We start from the raw sequence: 16148 nt of genomic DNA, 5'->3' as shown, positions 1-16148 counted from the left end.
GGCGTTGCTTTGGAGTGCCTTTGGGGTTAAAAATTAAGCAAAAAATGCTTCATCAAATGCCATGATACTCTCCACGCCATTTTTGGCACTTGTGGCATGAGCGTGCAGGCGTGGCAAAATGCGAGCGGTGAAGTAGTCAGCAAGGCGGATTTTATTGGCATAAAATTCACCGTCTTTGCCCACGCACGCTTTACTAATCAGTACATACATATAAGCATAGCACAGATAACCAACTGCGTGCAGATAATCCACCGCCGAGCCGTTAATGGCGTTTGGGTCAGCTTTGGCGGTGCTGATAAGGTGTGCGGTCAACTCACTAACGCTGTCGCACGCCTGCAACGTGGCGGATTTTAGGGGGCTGTCATCGAGTGTCTGTGTGGCGTGTTTGATTTCGTCAAGTAGGGCAAACATCGCCACACCGTTGTCTTTGACAACTTTACGCCCCAAAAGGTCAAGCGACTGAATGCCGTTTGTGCCTTCGTAAATTTGGCTAATGCGAGTATCACGGACAATTTGCTCCATACCCCATTCTTTGATGTAGCCGTGTCCGCCAAAGACTTGCTGGCAATCAATCGTGGCGTTAAATGACATGTCAGTCAAAAAGGCTTTGGCAATGGGGGTCAATAGGGCAACTTTGGCGGACGCTTGGGCTTTGGCGTCTTTGTCATCGCTAAATTTGGCGATGTCCAACTCACGAGCCACATACATCGCAAAGGTGCGAGCACAGACGCTGTTGGCTTTGGCGTTTAGGAGCATACGGCGAACGTCTGCATGGTGGATAATGGGGTCGGCTACCTTGTCGGCATTTTTGACACCGCTATCGGCACGCCCTTGTAGGCGGTCGTGGGCGTAGGCACAGGCGTTTTGGTAAGCCAGAACGCTTGCTCCCAAGCCCTGCAAACCCATAGTAACACGTTCGTAATTCATCATCACAAACATACTTGCCAAGCCTGTATTTTCTGCCCCAACCATGTAGCCTTTGGCGTTGTCAAAATTCATCACACAGGTAGCAGAGGCTTTGATGCCCATTTTATGCTCAATCGAGCCTGCTTGTACGCTGTTACGCTCGCCCAAAGAGCCGTCCGCATTCACCAAAAATTTCGGCACGATAAAGAGTGAGATGCCCTTTGAGCCAGCAGGAGCGTTGGGGGTTTTGGCAAGCACCAAATGCACGATGTTATCGCTCAAATCATGCTCACCGCCCGTGATAAAGATTTTTGTGCCTGTGATGTTGTACGAGCCGTCAGCGTTTGGGGTGGCACGGGTTTTGATGATGCCTAAGTCCGTGCCTGCGTGAGCTTCGGTCAGACACATTGTGCCAGACCATTCACCGCTATATAGTTTGGGTAGGTATAGGGCTTTTTGTTCATCGCTACCGCTTGCCAGTAGGCATAGGCTTGCCCCAACGGTTAGGTTGGGATATAGAGCAAAAGATTGGTTGGTGGCAAAGAGCATTTCTTCGGTGAGCATACTGACCATTTTTGGCATGCCTTGACCACCAAAATCAGGGTCGCCCCCAAGCCCAATCCACCCTGCGTCCGCATAGGCACGAAATGCCTCTTTAAACCCTTTGGGGGTGGCAACTTTACCCTCGCCTAGATAGCTTGCCCCCTCGTCATCGCCTGATTGGTTGAGTGGTAAGATGACTTCTTGGGCGAATTTTGCCATTTCGTCCAAAATCATCTCCACCGTATCGCTGTCCATATGCGATAGGGCAGGCGTGTTTTGCCAGAGGGTTGGTGCGTCAAAAACTTCGTTGAGTGTAAAACGCATTTCGTCTAGGGGGGCGGTGTATTGTAGGGTCATGAGTGTGTCCTTTTTTGAGAAACAGATGAAGTGTTTTTAAATTTAAACAAAAAATAAGCATTTGGCAATGGTATGATTTGTACTTATCAGTCATTTTGTCATGAGAGCTATATGGTAAACATGTGTTATAATGATAATTATTTTTAAACCTTGTCTTTTGTTTGATTTATGATTTAACTATTTGATTTTATTAATATTATAAAAATGACTATTAAGTTCACTAAAATAACTTGTAATTTTTAAAATTTATTTTTTTTATAAAAAATCTGTCAGACTTTTGGTGGATTTTGTGAAATTTTGCTAATTTTTACCATTTAACGGATATTTTATACCGATTATCTCCATAATTTCGCATGGTGTCTTGCACATTTGGCGAAATTCTCTATATTAACTTTATAGTTTATTTTAGTTTTAATTAACCCTGTGTTTGTGAGTGGGCTGTCTTACCCACAAATTACAAGCCTGCGAAGCAGTTGCCAAAATTTTAGTTAAACCGCTTGGTAGTTGCGTGATGATGTCAGCTTGTATTGATTTGGCTAACTGGTCAATACAAGTAAGCTTGATGGTGTCTTAGATGCTATATATTGATGTCATGATGATTTATCTGGTTTGGCATAGATGTCAAATAATGCTTGGTGTAACAATCAAGGAGAGTTTGGACAAACATCGTGTCAAGGTGGATATCTAAAACAATTACCCCATCATTTATGGTGCTTGATGCTCCCCAATGATGTTTGCGGTAAGATAGGAGAATCTTTATGCAAAGCATTCGCACTGACAATCAACATTTTTATTATTCCTTTCACAAAAGAAGTCATACAACACCTAACGCCTCTTTACATCATCTGAATTTTAAAACAACTACATTTACACCTTTTGTCATTCAAAAGTCCGCCTTGCTTCATAAGGAAAGTCAAGCTGACAGGCTGGGTTTATTGGGTAGGTTCGCCCAAAGATTCACATATTTTTCTAAGTCTGCTAGCACCCTAAGCAAATGGGTGTTGTGTGTTGGTGCGATGTCGTTATTTATTTTGCCTGTCAAAGGTTTTTTAACGCCAACCACGCCTCAGTCAATCAGTACCCTAGAAAAAGTCATTAATGAAGGCAAAATGACAATTGCCACCACCAAAAGCGACAGCACGGTTTTTCATCATGAGGATTTGTTGCATGGCTTTGGTCATGACGTGGCGTATCGTTATGCTGATAAGTTGGGCGTAACGCTTAACCTAAAAGTGTACGACACCGAACAAGAAGCACTCAACGCCCTAACATCAGGTCAGGTTGATGGATTTTTGGGGTCAAGCACCACGCACGCTGGGGCAAGATTGGTGTGTGATGATGGCATGGCACAGACGGTGGGTGGATATGGGCTAGATACCCAAATATCGCTGATTTTTGGGGCTGATGATGGCACCATGATGAAGCATGCCAACGCCTTTTTTTGTGACACCAATGAGATGGCATTGACCACTTCTTTGGCACGGTTTTATGACCAAACTTTGTTGGATAACGAATACAGTGATAAGCACTTTAAGCGTGCCATCAGTCAGCGTCTGCCTCTATACAAGCATGCATTTTTACAGGGAGCAAAAGCGCATAACCACGATTGGCGAGTGTTAGCAGCCATCAGTTACCAAGAATCTCATCTTGACCCCAATGCCATTTCACGCACAGGCGTGGAGGGTTTGATGATGCTTACCCAAGACACCGCCAAAGAAATGGGGGTCGTCAATCGCACTGACGCCATTGAAAGCATCGCAGGCGGTGCTAAGTACCTAGAAGTTCTCGAAAAGCTCTATGCAGATGTCTCCGAGTCAGAGCGTCTTTGGTTTGTGCTGGCCTCTTATAATATGGGTCCTAATGCCATCAAGCGTATCCAAAGCGAGCTTAATACCAAGGGGCGTAACGGCAACAGTTGGGCTGAGGTTTATGGCTATCTCTCCCAAAATGCCAGCCAAAACAGTCGCTATGTGCAATGCATGCATTACGTAGCGAATATCCGTACTTATCTTGAAACCATCAAAACGATGGAAGTGTAATTTTATATTTATCAGAGAAATTATCATGCGTTTATTTTATACTTGTATTTTATCCTTAACATCAATGATTGGTATGTCAGTATATGCCAATACCACCACAGCGTCTTATTATGCTGACAAATTCAATGGTCGTAAAACCGCCAATGGCGAAGTGTTTAGCAATAAAGGCATGACTTGTGCCTCTAACCAGTATAAACTTGGTACTTATGTGGAAGTTACCAATGTCAAAACAGGAAAATCCATTACCTGTAAAGTCAATGACCGTATCGGCAAGGCAGGACGTATTGATTTAACCCAAAATGCTTTTAAGCAATTAGCACCATTATCAGCAGGCTTGGTTAAAGTTAAAGTAACGCCTGTGGGTGCCAAACCTGCAAAGGAAGCAAAAGTTACCGATTCTATGCTTGCCAAAGAAAAGCTAGACAAAGACACTAAAAAACAAGCCGATGATAAAGCCAGTCAAGATAGCGTGGTAAATTTGGCACTTAAAACTGAGTAAGCCTGTATCAAAACTTGTCAAGCTTTCCCACCCTTAAAGTGGCTACCTTTGGGGGTGGCTTTTTTTATTTGTAATTTGCTAAAAACCAAAAAAATCCGCCAAAATTGACGGATTAAATGAGCTGGCAAGTGTGGTTAGTTGATGTTTAGTGGTTTGACATTGATGTCATCGTTTTTGATGTTCCAAATGTAAAAACCGCCACTTTCAACAATGCGTACTTGCTCGGCAATTTGGGAGTTATGTGGATATTGGTTTTGTAAATTTCTAAGGCGAGTGATGGCGCCAGCGTGGTCGCCAGCGAGTAGCTCTGCCTGAGCTAGGCTTTGCTCGGCTTCAAGATAGCCAAGCGATGAGGCTTTTTGGAGGTATTTTTGCCCCTCAACAAAACCGCCACCCTCACTAATCATCATGCCATACAAGAAGTTGGCCTCTGCGTCATCAGGAGTGATGTTTAGTGCTTTTGCCATGTATTTATTGGCACGCTGGGTGTATTCTGTGCCGACATTCATGTTGCGAGCCATACCGTTGATTTTGGCGGCACGTAGCACGACATCAAGTGATGCATCAGAAGCGTTAGCATAGGGTTCTAGCCAGTCAGAGAGATATTTAATGGTATCAGCGGTATTAAATTCGGTGGTGCGATTGGGGAAATTTGGTGGATAATGGCGAGCGTTGGGCGAAACATCGTCAATAAAATCATCAATCAGACTGACATCGAGCCTTGTACTGCCGTTTTTGTTGGCATCAATGATGGTGGTTTTGATGTAATTGACGTTACTGATATTTGCTGAAATGCTGGGAATGCTGGCAACGGATTGCGTCAGCAGGTTGGTAGCACCAGCATAAAAAACAGGCGTGGTAATTTCATCACGCAAGGTGGGAGCGTTTATCTGTGCAAGGGCGGATAGGGGCAGGCACAGGGCTGTTAAAAAAGCGATTTTGGTCATTTTCATGATACTTCCATTAAAGTTAAATCAAAACATGGTAATTGGGCGATGCCCTACGCTAAATCTATGTAAGAGGTCTGTCAAATCATACCAAATCTATCTTAATTGTCTTTTGTGTATTGAGAGTAGTTTGTGGTAAATTGTTGGTTTTATGTAACTGACTCATGAGGCTTTACATTTCACCCAAAAATCCGCCTGATTGTCTTGCCCATAGGCTTGCGTACACGCCATTTTGGGCGAGTAGTTCATCGTGGCTACCCATTTCGATGATTTTGCCCTTATCCATGACAACCAGTTTATCAAGGCTTGCGATGGTCGATAGGCGATGAGCGATGGCGATGACGGTTTTGCCTTTCATCATTTCATCTAGGCTTTGGGTAATGGCATGCTCAACCTCGCTATCAAGAGCGGAGGTGGCTTCGTCAAGCAATAAAATGGGGGCATTTTTTAGCATGACACGAGCGATGGCGATGCGCTGACGCTGACCCCCTGAGAGCTTTACGCCACGTTCGCCGACTTCGGTGTCAAGCCCCGTATTGCCGTGTTTGTCTTTTAGGGTTTGGATGAAATCCCATGCCTGAGCAAGACGAGCGGCGGCGATAATTTCCTCATCGCTGGCATCAGGTCTGCCATAGGCGATATTTTCTCGTACGGTGCGGTGAAGTAGGGCGGTGTCTTGGGTTACCATGCCGATGTTTTGGCGTAGGGAGTTTTGGGTGATTTGGCTGATGTCTTGATCATCAATGGTAATTTGACCGCCATCAACATCATAAAAACGCAAAAGTAGATTGACAAGACTGGATTTGCCTGCACCTGAACGCCCCACTAGTCCGATTTTTTCGCCTGCCTTGATGGAGAGGTTAAAATCATCAAAAAGTTTGGTATTTTTATCGCCACGTCCATAATTAAACTGTACGCCTTTAAACTCAATCTGCCCGTTGCTAACCACGATGTCTTCGGCGTTATCTTTATCAATGATGGCATGAGGTGTGGTTAGGGTATTCATGCCATCTTGTACGGTGCCGATATGCTCAAACAGGCTTGCCATCTCCCACATAATCCACTGAATCATGCCTTTTAAGCGTAGGGCGATTCCGCTGGCAATGGCGATGGCACCAACGGTTACCTTGCCTGCCATCCATAAGTACACACCAATGGCGGTGCTACCAACAATCATCAGTAGCGAGATGGTTTCGGTGGTGGTGCCTAGCACGGACACCCATCGCATTTGGGTGTGAACGGTATCCATGAACTCATTCATGGCGGATTTTGCGTAGGTCAGTTCACGATTTGAATGACTAAACAGCTTGACGGCACTGATGTTGGCATAAGCATCTGTGATGCGTCCTGTCATCAAGGCACGAGCATTGGCTTGGTTGCTGGCACTTTGACGTAGGCGTGGCAAAAAAAACCTCATCATCATCGCTACACAAATAAGCCATGCAACAAATGGTAAAAACAGCCAAATGTCCAGCCCAAGTAAAATCACACCGCTGGTAATGAGATAGGCTATTACAAACGACACCATCTCAGCCATCGTCATGATGGTATCACGCACCGACAGGGCGGTTTGCATGACTTTGGCGGAGACACGTCCTGAGAATTCATCGTGATAAAACTGCATGGATTGCCCCAGCATGTGCTTATGAAACCACCAACGCAGTCTCATGGGCATGACCCCTTGTAGCACTTGAAAACGCACCAAATTGCCAAAAAACTCCCCAAAAATCGACAGTACGCACAATCCCAAAATCAGCGTGATGGTTGCTCCTTTTTCTTGCCAAAGCGTGTCTGGGGTGTAGATGGTCAGCCAGTCTATGACATCGCCTGCCCACGCAAACAACAAAGAGCCGAACACGCCCATCAATATTGAGATGACGATACGTAAGCCAATCCAGCCTCTCGCTCCTTCTGTACATGCCCACAAAAACGCAAACAATCGACGTTGATTGGGGTTTGGGGTGGGCATGGGGGTATCAGGATAAGGATTTAGGCGGTTTTCAAAATAGCGAAATAAAGACATAATAAAGGTGTGTTGTATTTTTTAATAATCAATGATAAATATGGGCGAATGTGTAATTATCAATGGGGCGTGCTACTTTATTTGTGTGTGATTATTTTAGGGTGTTTAGAATTTGGTTTTTTAAAGATAAATATTCTTGGCTTTGGGCGAAGTTATGGGTTTTGGGAATGACAAAATGAGACGACAAAGTGGCAGGATAACCGCTCAAAACATATAAATGGTCAGATAACCTCATGGCCTCATCAATGTCGTGCGTGATGATGAGGCAGGTAAGATGAGCATGGGTGCGAAATTTGTCAAACCAATCATACATTTGGTTTTTGGTAATAAAATCAAGTGCCGAGAATGGCTCATCAAGTAGCATGATTTTGTCGTTGCTAAGATAAGTCCTAAGCAGTGCCACTCGCTGTCTTTGACCGCCTGAGAGTTGGGTGGGGTGCTTATGTGTCAGACCTTCAAGTCCAAATGCTGGTAGTAACGCAGTGATTTTTTGGTGTATGATGTCTTTTGGGGTGTTTTTGAGTGTCAAGGGTAGGGCGATGTTGTCATATATGCACTTAAAGGGTAGCAACAAATCCTTTTGGAGCATATAGCCGACATGCCCTGCACAGGCGGTTACATCACGCCCATCGATGATGACTTGTCCGTGTTTAGGGGGGATTAGCCCTGAGGCGATGTCAAATAAGGTGGTTTTGCCGACGCCGCTCACGCCGACAATCGCCACGACATCGCCTTGATGGACATTTAGATTAATATTTGTAAATATCGCCTGACCATCAAATTCATGATGGATATTGGATAGGGATAATGTGATGGGCTTGGTCATGGCTGGGACTGGTTTTGGGGTAAAAAATCATTGGTTGCGCCCTCGTGTGGTGCAAAGGGGTTTTGGATAAGACCTTGTTCATACACCCATGTAAAAAATCTGTCCCACCTATCATAATCAAATCTCCCCCAACTGCCATCTTCTGCCAAATATTGCCCTGACATGTATTTTTGGCTGGCTTTGGCAAGTTCTGGATTAATCTCTGGGGCGTACTTAATGAGAATGTCGGCACTCTCATCGGCGTGTTTGCTGGCGTAGGTGTAGCCTTGTGAGATGGCGTTTAGGGCTTTTTTGTAACGATTGGGGTTTTGTTGAAGCTGGTTGGTGTTGGCGATTAATACTGGCGAATAATAATCAAACACAGGGTTAGCATCTTTTAGGTAGGAAAAGTTGGTTTCCACGCCTTTTAAGTTTGCGTGAATGCCGTCCCAACTATAATAAGCCAAAATATAATCAAACTGGTTCATGCGTAAGGCGCTGGTGGCATCGGTGCTTTCTCCGGGAATGGGGTTTAGGGGTTCGCCCACCAAACTTGCCACAACTTTATCATCGATGGGGTCTTCCCATGTGGAGTAGCGTTTGCCGTGTAAAAGTGCAGGCGTGGTCGCCCCCAGTGATTTTAGGGATAGTAAGCCTGCGTTATTGTGAGGGACGATGGTGGCGATGGCGGTAATTGGCTCCCCTTTATTTAGGCGTTTGACCATGTTGGGCTGAAAATACACGCCCAAATCAGCACGGTTATTTGCCACTAATGTGGAGGTGCTATCCTCAGAGGGTTGGACGATTTTCACATCAAAACCCTGCTCGGCAAAATAGCCCTTATCAAGTGCCACATACAGCCCTGTATGGTTGGTGTTGGGTGTCCAGTCTAGGGCGATGACAAGTTCATCAAGCGGGGCGGTCTTGGTGTCATTGGAGGGCTGACAGCCAAGCAAGCACAGGGCTGTGCCACAGATGAGGGTAGATAGCCATTTGATGCCAAGTGCTTTGTGTGATTTTGTGTTTGGTTTCATGAATGTCGCTTCCGTTAAAATAAAGAAAACCTTTGGATTACAATAACCCAAAGGCGATACAAGGTACAGTTAATACGACCAAACCAAATGTCATATCAAAAATATTCAATAAGTTCATGTAAGTTTCCTACGCCAGTATTAACTGTATCAGGTTCACGGGTATCATCTCAGCCTATCGGCACCCCGACTTTCTCTTGATTATAAAGAAATGATAAAAGCTTGTCAAGCCATTTATGATAAATTTAAAAATTGGATAATTTAAGGTTAATGTGATGATTATTTAATATATTGATAAGCCAATATTTTTCTTTCTAATAATTTAACCGCGCCAATTAATAACAAAGTCAAAATACTAATTAAAAAAATCACAGCAAACATATTATCCAGCTCATAAGATTTTCTCACTCTCGTCATATACACGCCAAGCCCATGATAGCCACCAAGCCATTCTGCCACTACTGCCGAAATCAGAGCATAAGACAAGGCTACTTTTAATCCTGTGAAAAAATGACTCATGGCAGATGGGATTTTTAGGTGGCGGTAAAGTTGATATCTGGTGGCATTTAGTGAGCGAAATAAATTCAGCTGTTCTTTTTCTACCGAATTATAGCCATCGATGAGTGCGATGGTAATGGGAAAAAACACGGACAACACCACAAGTACCACTTTGGGTAATATGCCATAACCCAGCCAAATCACCAGTAATGGTGCAATGGCAATGGTGGGAATGGTTTGATTGAGAAGTAGAATGGGGTAGATAATTTCTTTAAAAGTTTTTGATAAATCCATCATGATGGATAATACAAAACTTAATATCAGCCCAATACACACGCCAAAAAATGCTGTCCATAATGTATATTTGGCATGATTGAATAGTAAATAAAAATCCTCAATAAACGCCACAATAATCTGAGTGGGCGATGGTAATAAATAATCAGGGATAATGCCAAACATCACCGTCATTTGCCAGATGACCAGCAAGACAATCATCAAGCTGTATTTAATGAGGTATTGTCGAAATAAATAACCAAACATGATATAAATGTCATAAATAAAAGGCTTGTGACAGAGCGTCATCAAGTCTATCTACTGCGATAATATTAATGTTGCTAAAATTATCATCGCCTTGTTTTGGGGCGTTGGCTTTGGGGATGATGGCGTGAGTAAAGCCGTGCTTGATGGCTTCTTTGAGGCGTTCTTGACCGTTTGGTACAGGGCGAATCTCGCCAGATAAGCCCACCTCCCCAAAGACGGCGAGATTAGGCGGCAAGGCACGCTCTCTTAGGCTTGATGCACAAGCAAGCAGTACCGCCAAATCCGAACCTGTTTCCATCACTCGAACGCCGCCCACCACATTAACATACACGTCCTGACCGCTGGTATGAATGCCTCCATGACGATGCATGACAGCAAGTAGCATGGATAGACGCTGGTAATCAAGTCCTAGTGCCATGCGTCTAGGTTGGGCATGGCTGTCATCGACCAATGCTTGTACCTCGACCAGCAGGGGGCGAGTACCCTCACGACTGACCATGATGACCGACCCTGCAATGGGCTTATCGTAGCGACTCAAAAAAATGGCAGAGGGGTTGGCAACTTCTTTTAATCCCGTGTCAGTCATGCCAAAAATTCCCAGTTCGTTTACTGCTCCAAAACGGTTTTTTACCGCTCGTATCATGCGAAAACGGCTATCGCTTTCCCCCTCAAAGTATAATACTGTATCCACCATGTGTTCTAGTACACGAGGGCCTGCCAGAGAACCCTCTTTGGTAACATGTCCCACCAAAAATAATGCCGTGCCTGTTTGTTTGGCGTAGCGAGTTAGCATGGCAGCAGATTCTCGGATTTGGGAGACGCCACCAGGTGCTGATGTGATGGCTTCTGTAAATAAGGTCTGAATGGAGTCGATGACAGCAACCGCAGGCTGTTCGGTGGCTAGGGCTAGACAAATGGTCTCAACATTGGTCTCGGCAAGCACCCTTAGGCGGTCGGTTGGCAGTCTTAGGCGTTTGGCTCGCATGGCAACCTGAGAGAGGCTTTCCTCGCCTGTGATGTATAGGGCAGAGCCCGCCAAAGAATCGCTACCTGCCATGTTGATGGCGGTTTGTAATAAAATTGTAGATTTGCCAATACCGGGGTCGCCACCGATTAACACCACAGAACCTGCCACTAGTCCACCGCCAAGCACACGGTCAAATTCGCCAATACCAGTTGGCATGCGAGTTTCCAATGTTACGCCCACTTCGTCAAGACTCATGACGCCCGATACCGCTCCTGCGTAGTTTGCGGTTTTTGGGGTGGGGCTGGTTGGTTTGGTGTTTTTATGATGAGGCATGGCAACCGATGGGGCTTCCACTAGGGTATTCCATTCACCACAATCAATACATTGTCCTGACCATTTGCCGTAATTAGCACCGCAGGATTGGCAAACGTAGGAAGTTTTTGCTTTTGCCATGTTTGTGTTCCAAATTAAGGGTGTTGAACAAAAAATCTAAAAGCAAATGTCATGAAATCATCACATCTGCTTGATGGTTTAAGGTTAAGTTAGCCCACAAACGCCCGCTCCACCACATAGTCAGCAGGCTCGCCCATGCGTGGCGAGACGGTCAGCCCAAAGCTATCCAAAATCGCTGACATATCAGCATTCATTGCCATACTACCGCAAATCATCGCACGGTCATTTTCTTTGCAAATCGGTGGTAAGCCAATGTCGTCAAACAATTTACCTGATTTGATGATGTCGGTAACACGCCCTTGATTTTTAAACTCATCACGAGTTACGGTGGGATAGTAGATGAATTTTTCACGCACCCATTCGCCAAAAATCTCATCGTTGGGTAGCTCATTTTCAAAAAAGTCCCGATATGCCAAATCCTCAACATGACGCACGCCATGCACCAAAATCACCTTTTCAAAACGCTCGTACACTTCTGGCTCACGAGTGAGTGATAAAAATGGAGCAAGCCCTGTACCTGTGGCAAGTAGATACAAGTTTTTGGCAGGAAGCAAATCATCAATGACAAGCGTGCCTGTGGGTTTTTTAGAAACCAAAAGCTCATCACCCACTTTGATGTGTTGCAGGCGAGAGGTCAAAGGACCATCTTGGACTTTAATGGAGTAAAATTCAAGCTCCTCCGCCCATGCAGGAGAGGCGATAGAATAAGCACGCACGAGTGGTTTGCCGTCCACTTCTAGCCCAATCATCGCAAATTCGCCACTTCTAAAACGCAAACCATCACTACGAGTAGTTTTGATGGTAAATAGTCGATCTGTCCAATGATGGACGTAGGTTACGGTTTCTTTGATGAATTTTGACATAAACAAATCCTAGTGATAATGATAATTGATTTGAAAAGTGATATGATAACAAATTTTGTGTATAATAACGATTTTTTCTACCAAATTTTAATGCCAAATTGGCATATCTGCGACATATTTTAGCATAAGTACCTCAAAAACGCCATGAATACGCACACCCTGCCGATTATCGGTCATCATCACTCGCCCCTTACCCAAAAATTTGGCATTCCTCGCCAGCCTAATCTCGTGGCAGTCAAGAGTCACATCACATTCATCACGCCTTATGATGACCCTAATGCCTTTGTGGGTATTGAAAATTACAGTCATCTTTGGGTGCTTTGGCTGTTTCATCACAACAAACCACAGGATAATTTTCGCCCCCAAGTGCGTCCACCCCGTCTGGGTGGTAATGACAAAATTGGTGTTTTTGCTACACGCAGTATGTACAGACCATCGGCGGTGGGGTTGTCAGTGGTGGCATTTGATAAATTAGAAGTCAAGGACAACCACGTCATCCTACACATCACAGGGGCGGACATGGCGGACGGCACACCCATACTGGACATCAAACCCTATTTGGCATTTGTCGATAGTGTGGACGGTGCAATGAGTTTTGACAAACCGACTGTTCGGTCGGTGCGTTGGGCGGATACTGCCGAGCAGGATTTTGGCACATTTTTACAAAATCATGATTTACATCAACATGACAAAGACATCATCAGTGAGCTTATCGCCCAAGACCCCCGCCCTGCCTACCGCCAACACGAAACAGACATCGTGTGTAGCATGAGATATAAGGCGGTGGACGTGGATTTTTGTATGAATGGGGCTGGGGGGCTGGTTATCGTACAACTGCGGGCGGTGAGTTAAAACCCCGACAATAATTTTAAACTCGCCTTTAACAGATTGGACGTGGTTAAGTCATCATCAGACAGATTTTGTTTGGCGGTTTTAATGGCAGATTGGGCTTCTTTTTCTTTATAACCCAAACTGACTAATGCACTTTCTGTTTCGGCGATGACGTGCATGGGGTTGGCGGTTTGGAGGGCAGGTTGGGTGGTGGTTGGCATATTAAATAAACCAGTCTCCGTCCCGCCGTCCAATTTACCCTTTAACTCAATGATGAGCCGTTGGGCGGTTTTTTTGCCCACGCCTGCCACCCGAGTGAGTGCATTTTCATCGTCATACTCCACCGCTTGGGCAAGCTCATCAGGGGGTAGGGTGGAGAGTATGGCAAGTGCCATTTTTGCTCCCACGCCACTTGTTTTGATGAGTTTACGAAACACTTCTCGCTCTTTTGGTGTGGCAAAGCCAAACAACTGATGAGCGTCCTCACGCACATGAAGGTGGGTAAACAGCGTAACGGATTGCCCAAGTGTCAGAGTACAAAAAGTAGGAATGCTCATCTCCACATCATAACCCACCCCGCCTGAGGTCATCACGCACGCCACAGGAGCAGATAAGTGGCAAATTTCGCCTTTTAAAATGGCTATCATGGTTGTTCCTTCAATTGTTTTAAAAATAAAAACCAAGCCCAATCGCTTGAACTTGGTTTATGGGTGTAAAACCACCAATTATTTATAATATTCCACCATTTTTTCAAGGCTGATTGGGCGGATTTTGCTGGCGTTACCTGCCGAACCAAAGGCTTCATAACGCTGTACGCAAATGTCTTTCATGGCGATGATAGACGCTTGTAGGTATTTGCGTGGGTCAAATTCGGCTGGGTGTTCGTTCATAAATTTACGAATCGCCCCTGTGCTTGCCAAACGCAAATCGGTATCAATGTTGATTTTGCGTACGCCATGTTTAATCGCTTCTACCAGTTGGTCAACAGGCACGCCATAGGTTTCGCCAATTTGACCACCATTTTCGTTGATGATTTTTAGCCATTCTTGTGGCACACTTGATGAACCATGCATGACAAGGTGGGTATTTGGCAGAGCCTCATGAATTTCTTTGATGCGGTCAATCGCCAAAATGTCGCCAGTAGGCGGACGAGTGAATTTATATGCCCCATGTGAAGTACCGACCGCAATCGCCAACGCATCCACACCTGTATCCGCCACAAACTGACGGGCTTCTTCTACCGAAGTGAGTAGTTGGCTGTGGTCAAGCACGCCTTCTGCACCCACGCCGTCCTCCTCGCCTGCCATGCCTGTTTCTAGGCTACCTAGACAGCCAATCTCGCCTTCTACCGATACGCCACAGGCATGAGCCATGCGGACAACTTCACGGGTTACGCCCACGTTATAATCATAATCAGCAGGAGTTTTGCCATCTTCTTTTAATGAGCCGTCCATCATGACCGAGCTAAAACCAAGCTGAATGGAACGTTGGCACACGGCTGGGCTTGTGCCGTGGTCTTGGTGCATGACCACAGGAATGTGAGGCCACTCTTCAATGGCGGACAAGATAAGATGGCGTAAAAATGGAGCTCCTGCGTATTTTCTCGCCCCTGCACTGGCTTGGACGATGACGGGAGAATCTGTCTGGTCGGCTGCCATCATAATGGCACGCATTTGCTCTAAGTTATTGACGTTAAAGGCGGGCAAACCATAAGCATGCTCGCCTGCATGGTCTAAAAGTTGGCGTAGGGAAACCAGTGCCATAAAAAGCTCCATCATTGCTAAAAATTTCGCTAAATTATATCAAAAAATTACTCAAAAAGCATAAAAGATTTGCATTGTTTTAAGAGAGTGTGAGATTTTCTATGATATCAAAATGTGTTACAATGAATACGCTACAGTCGAAAGACGTTGCAGGTAAACCACTTATTATTGGAGAATGCAATGAATCAATTCATGAGACGAGTAAAATTCGCCGTACTACTGCCAGCGATTGTATCATTTTTAGTGGCATGTAGTAAAGAAGAGTCTGCCCCCCCCCATCAGGAAGTGAATTAACTTCGGATGTACAACAAATAGCATCTGCTACATTGCCAAATGCTCAAAGTTACATCGTGGGTACTGATGCCAGCTATCCACCTTATGATTTTAAAGATGAAAAGGGGGATGCTCAAGGTTTTGATGTGGATATTATCAAGGCGATTGCCGAAAATCAGGGGTTTAATGTTGATGTTATTCCCCAAAGTTGGGATGCTCTCATAAAGGGTTTGGATAACGACCAAAACCATCTTGTTTTATCAGGCTTTTACAAAAGTGAGGAGCGTATGGCTAAATATGCGGTTTCCGAAACTTACATGTGGGGAAAAGATGCTATTGGCGTTAGGGGCGACAATACGACCATTGCTGATATTCGGGATTTGTCAGGGAGGAAAGTATCCACGCTCATGAATAGCCCTTATGTTGAGGAATTAGAAATGGTCATGGGTAAGGGTAGTTCAAATATTATTCAAAGACCATCGGATTTCCTCGCATTTAAAGAGTTGGCTCAAGGTGGGGTAGATGCAGTAATGGGAGAAGAGGGCGTGCTGCGTTATTATGCTAAACAGTTCCCAGATGTGGATTTTAAGATTGTGGGCAATTTTGAACCTTATGAGATGGCTATTATAGCCCCAAAAGCTGAGGTTGAGTTGATGGATAAAGTCAATGCGGGACTTGCTAACATCGTTGCTGATGGCACTTATGCAAAGATTTATGAGAAATGGTTTGGTGGCGCCCCTGAAAAACTACCAGCAGCAAAAGCAAATAATCAATAATTTGCGATAAAAAAGACTTAGAGTTTTCTAAGTC

The 16148-nt window shown here is 44.9% G+C and carries 14 protein-coding genes and 1 riboswitch; of the genes, 4 read left to right on the top strand and 10 right to left on the bottom strand.

Translation table 11 applies throughout. The annotated features are described in order from the left end of the window. Positions 1-33: 33 nt before the first annotated feature. Positions 34-1806, bottom strand: a complete 1773-nt coding sequence (locus Q4B79_RS02895) for an acyl-CoA dehydrogenase C-terminal domain-containing protein (RefSeq protein WP_303084924.1) — start codon at positions 1804-1806, stop codon at positions 34-36. Positions 1807-2564: 758 nt separating this feature from the next. On the opposite strand from Q4B79_RS02895, the gene Q4B79_RS02890 reads away from it, so the two are divergent. Together Q4B79_RS02890 and Q4B79_RS02885 are read left to right on the top strand one after the other, a co-directional pair. Then, positions 2565-3845 carry a transglycosylase SLT domain-containing protein gene (locus Q4B79_RS02890; RefSeq protein WP_303084923.1) on the top strand — a complete coding sequence of 427 codons (1281 nt, stop codon included), beginning with the start codon at positions 2565-2567 and terminating at the stop codon, positions 3843-3845. Positions 3846-3870: 25 nt separating this feature from the next. Further along, the gene (locus tag Q4B79_RS02885) at positions 3871-4344 is read left to right on the top strand and encodes a septal ring lytic transglycosylase RlpA family protein (protein ID WP_303084922.1); all 474 of its coding nucleotides are present in this window, start codon (positions 3871-3873) and stop codon (positions 4342-4344) included. A gap of 134 nt (positions 4345-4478) precedes the next feature. On the opposite strand, the gene Q4B79_RS02880 is transcribed toward Q4B79_RS02885, so the two are convergent. From Q4B79_RS02880 to Q4B79_RS02850, 7 genes are all read right to left on the bottom strand, one after another. Then, positions 4479-5297: a hypothetical protein gene (locus Q4B79_RS02880; protein WP_303084921.1), complete on the bottom strand. Its 819-nt coding sequence runs from the start codon at positions 5295-5297 to the stop codon at positions 4479-4481. Positions 5298-5463: 166 nt separating this feature from the next. Next, positions 5464-7314: an ABC transporter ATP-binding protein gene (locus tag Q4B79_RS02875; protein WP_303084920.1), complete on the bottom strand. Its 1851-nt coding sequence runs from the start codon at positions 7312-7314 to the stop codon at positions 5464-5466. A gap of 91 nt (positions 7315-7405) precedes the next feature. Further along, complete coding sequence (locus Q4B79_RS02870; protein WP_303084919.1) at positions 7406-8140, bottom strand: ABC transporter ATP-binding protein; 735 nt, start codon at positions 8138-8140, stop codon at positions 7406-7408. Continuing rightward, positions 8137-9153, bottom strand: a complete 1017-nt coding sequence (locus tag Q4B79_RS02865) for an ABC transporter substrate-binding protein (RefSeq protein ID WP_303084918.1) — start codon at positions 9151-9153, stop codon at positions 8137-8139. The genes Q4B79_RS02870 and Q4B79_RS02865 overlap by 4 nt, the downstream gene beginning before the upstream one ends. A gap of 107 nt (positions 9154-9260) precedes the next feature. Continuing rightward, a riboswitch (TPP riboswitch) is annotated at positions 9261-9349 on the bottom strand. Positions 9350-9429: 80 nt separating this feature from the next. Beyond that, the gene (locus tag Q4B79_RS02860; RefSeq protein ID WP_368500043.1) at positions 9430-10188 is read right to left on the bottom strand and encodes an ABC transporter permease; all 759 of its coding nucleotides are present in this window, start codon (positions 10186-10188) and stop codon (positions 9430-9432) included. 10 nt (positions 10189-10198) lie between these two features. Next, positions 10199-11608, bottom strand: coding sequence for a DNA repair protein RadA (gene radA, locus Q4B79_RS02855; protein WP_303084917.1), 1410 nt, complete (start codon positions 11606-11608; stop codon positions 10199-10201). A gap of 89 nt (positions 11609-11697) precedes the next feature. Beyond that, positions 11698-12471 carry a ferredoxin--NADP reductase gene (locus Q4B79_RS02850; protein ID WP_303084916.1) on the bottom strand — a complete coding sequence of 258 codons (774 nt, stop codon included), beginning with the start codon at positions 12469-12471 and terminating at the stop codon, positions 11698-11700. 144 nt (positions 12472-12615) lie between these two features. On the opposite strand from Q4B79_RS02850, the gene tsaA reads away from it, so the two are divergent. Further along, on the top strand, positions 12616-13323 hold the full coding sequence (gene tsaA / locus Q4B79_RS02845) for a tRNA (N6-threonylcarbamoyladenosine(37)-N6)-methyltransferase TrmO (protein WP_303084915.1): 708 nt from the start codon (positions 12616-12618) through the stop codon (positions 13321-13323). Here tsaA and ruvA read toward each other — a convergent pair. Together ruvA and fba are read right to left on the bottom strand one after the other, a co-directional pair. Next, entirely contained in the window at positions 13320-13949 is a 630-nt protein-coding gene (ruvA, locus tag Q4B79_RS02840) for a Holliday junction branch migration protein RuvA (protein ID WP_303084914.1), read from the bottom strand. The genes tsaA and ruvA overlap by 4 nt on opposite strands. 78 nt (positions 13950-14027) lie before the next feature. Next, a complete protein-coding gene (gene fba / locus Q4B79_RS02835; RefSeq protein WP_303084913.1) occupies positions 14028-15065 on the bottom strand; it encodes a class II fructose-bisphosphate aldolase in 1038 nt (345 codons plus the stop codon). 350 nt (positions 15066-15415) lie between these two features. On the opposite strand from fba, the gene Q4B79_RS02830 reads away from it, so the two are divergent. Continuing rightward, positions 15416-16114, top strand: a complete 699-nt coding sequence (locus Q4B79_RS02830; protein WP_303084912.1) for an ABC transporter substrate-binding protein — start codon at positions 15416-15418, stop codon at positions 16112-16114. Positions 16115-16148 lie beyond the last annotated feature (34 nt).

Origin of the sequence: Moraxella sp. (assembly GCF_030525845.1) — a bacterium.
In the GTDB taxonomy this organism is placed as follows: Bacteria; Pseudomonadota; Gammaproteobacteria; order Pseudomonadales; family Moraxellaceae; genus Moraxella.
Note: the sequence above shows the minus strand (reverse complement) of the source record. Positions and strands in the feature narration are given on the sequence as shown.

What these genes read in the sequence shown, in the direction of transcription:
- Q4B79_RS02875 (WP_303084920.1), bottom strand. Translation starts at nt 7,314, where the DNA reads ATGTCTTTATTTCGCTATTTTGAAAACCGCCTAAATCCTTATCCTGAT.
- tsaA (WP_303084915.1), top strand. Translation starts at nt 12,616, where the DNA reads ATGAATACGCACACCCTGCCGATTATCGGTCATCATCACTCGCCCCTT.
- Q4B79_RS02895 (WP_303084924.1), bottom strand. Translation starts at nt 1,806, where the DNA reads ATGACCCTACAATACACCGCCCCCCTAGACGAAATGCGTTTTACACTC.
- radA (WP_303084917.1), bottom strand. Translation starts at nt 11,608, where the DNA reads ATGGCAAAAGCAAAAACTTCCTACGTTTGCCAATCCTGCGGTGCTAAT.
- Q4B79_RS02865 (WP_303084918.1), bottom strand. Translation starts at nt 9,153, where the DNA reads ATGAAACCAAACACAAAATCACACAAAGCACTTGGCATCAAATGGCTA.
- Q4B79_RS02890 (WP_303084923.1), top strand. Translation starts at nt 2,565, where the DNA reads ATGCAAAGCATTCGCACTGACAATCAACATTTTTATTATTCCTTTCAC.
- Q4B79_RS02880 (WP_303084921.1), bottom strand. Translation starts at nt 5,297, where the DNA reads ATGAAAATGACCAAAATCGCTTTTTTAACAGCCCTGTGCCTGCCCCTA.
- Q4B79_RS02870 (WP_303084919.1), bottom strand. Translation starts at nt 8,140, where the DNA reads ATGACCAAGCCCATCACATTATCCCTATCCAATATCCATCATGAATTT.
- Q4B79_RS02885 (WP_303084922.1), top strand. Translation starts at nt 3,871, where the DNA reads ATGCGTTTATTTTATACTTGTATTTTATCCTTAACATCAATGATTGGT.
- Q4B79_RS02850 (WP_303084916.1), bottom strand. Translation starts at nt 12,471, where the DNA reads ATGTCAAAATTCATCAAAGAAACCGTAACCTACGTCCATCATTGGACA.
- fba (WP_303084913.1), bottom strand. Translation starts at nt 15,065, where the DNA reads ATGGCACTGGTTTCCCTACGCCAACTTTTAGACCATGCAGGCGAGCAT.
- ruvA (WP_303084914.1), bottom strand. Translation starts at nt 13,949, where the DNA reads ATGATAGCCATTTTAAAAGGCGAAATTTGCCACTTATCTGCTCCTGTG.
- Q4B79_RS02860 (WP_368500043.1), bottom strand. Translation starts at nt 10,188, where the DNA reads ATGTTTGGTTATTTATTTCGACAATACCTCATTAAATACAGCTTGATG.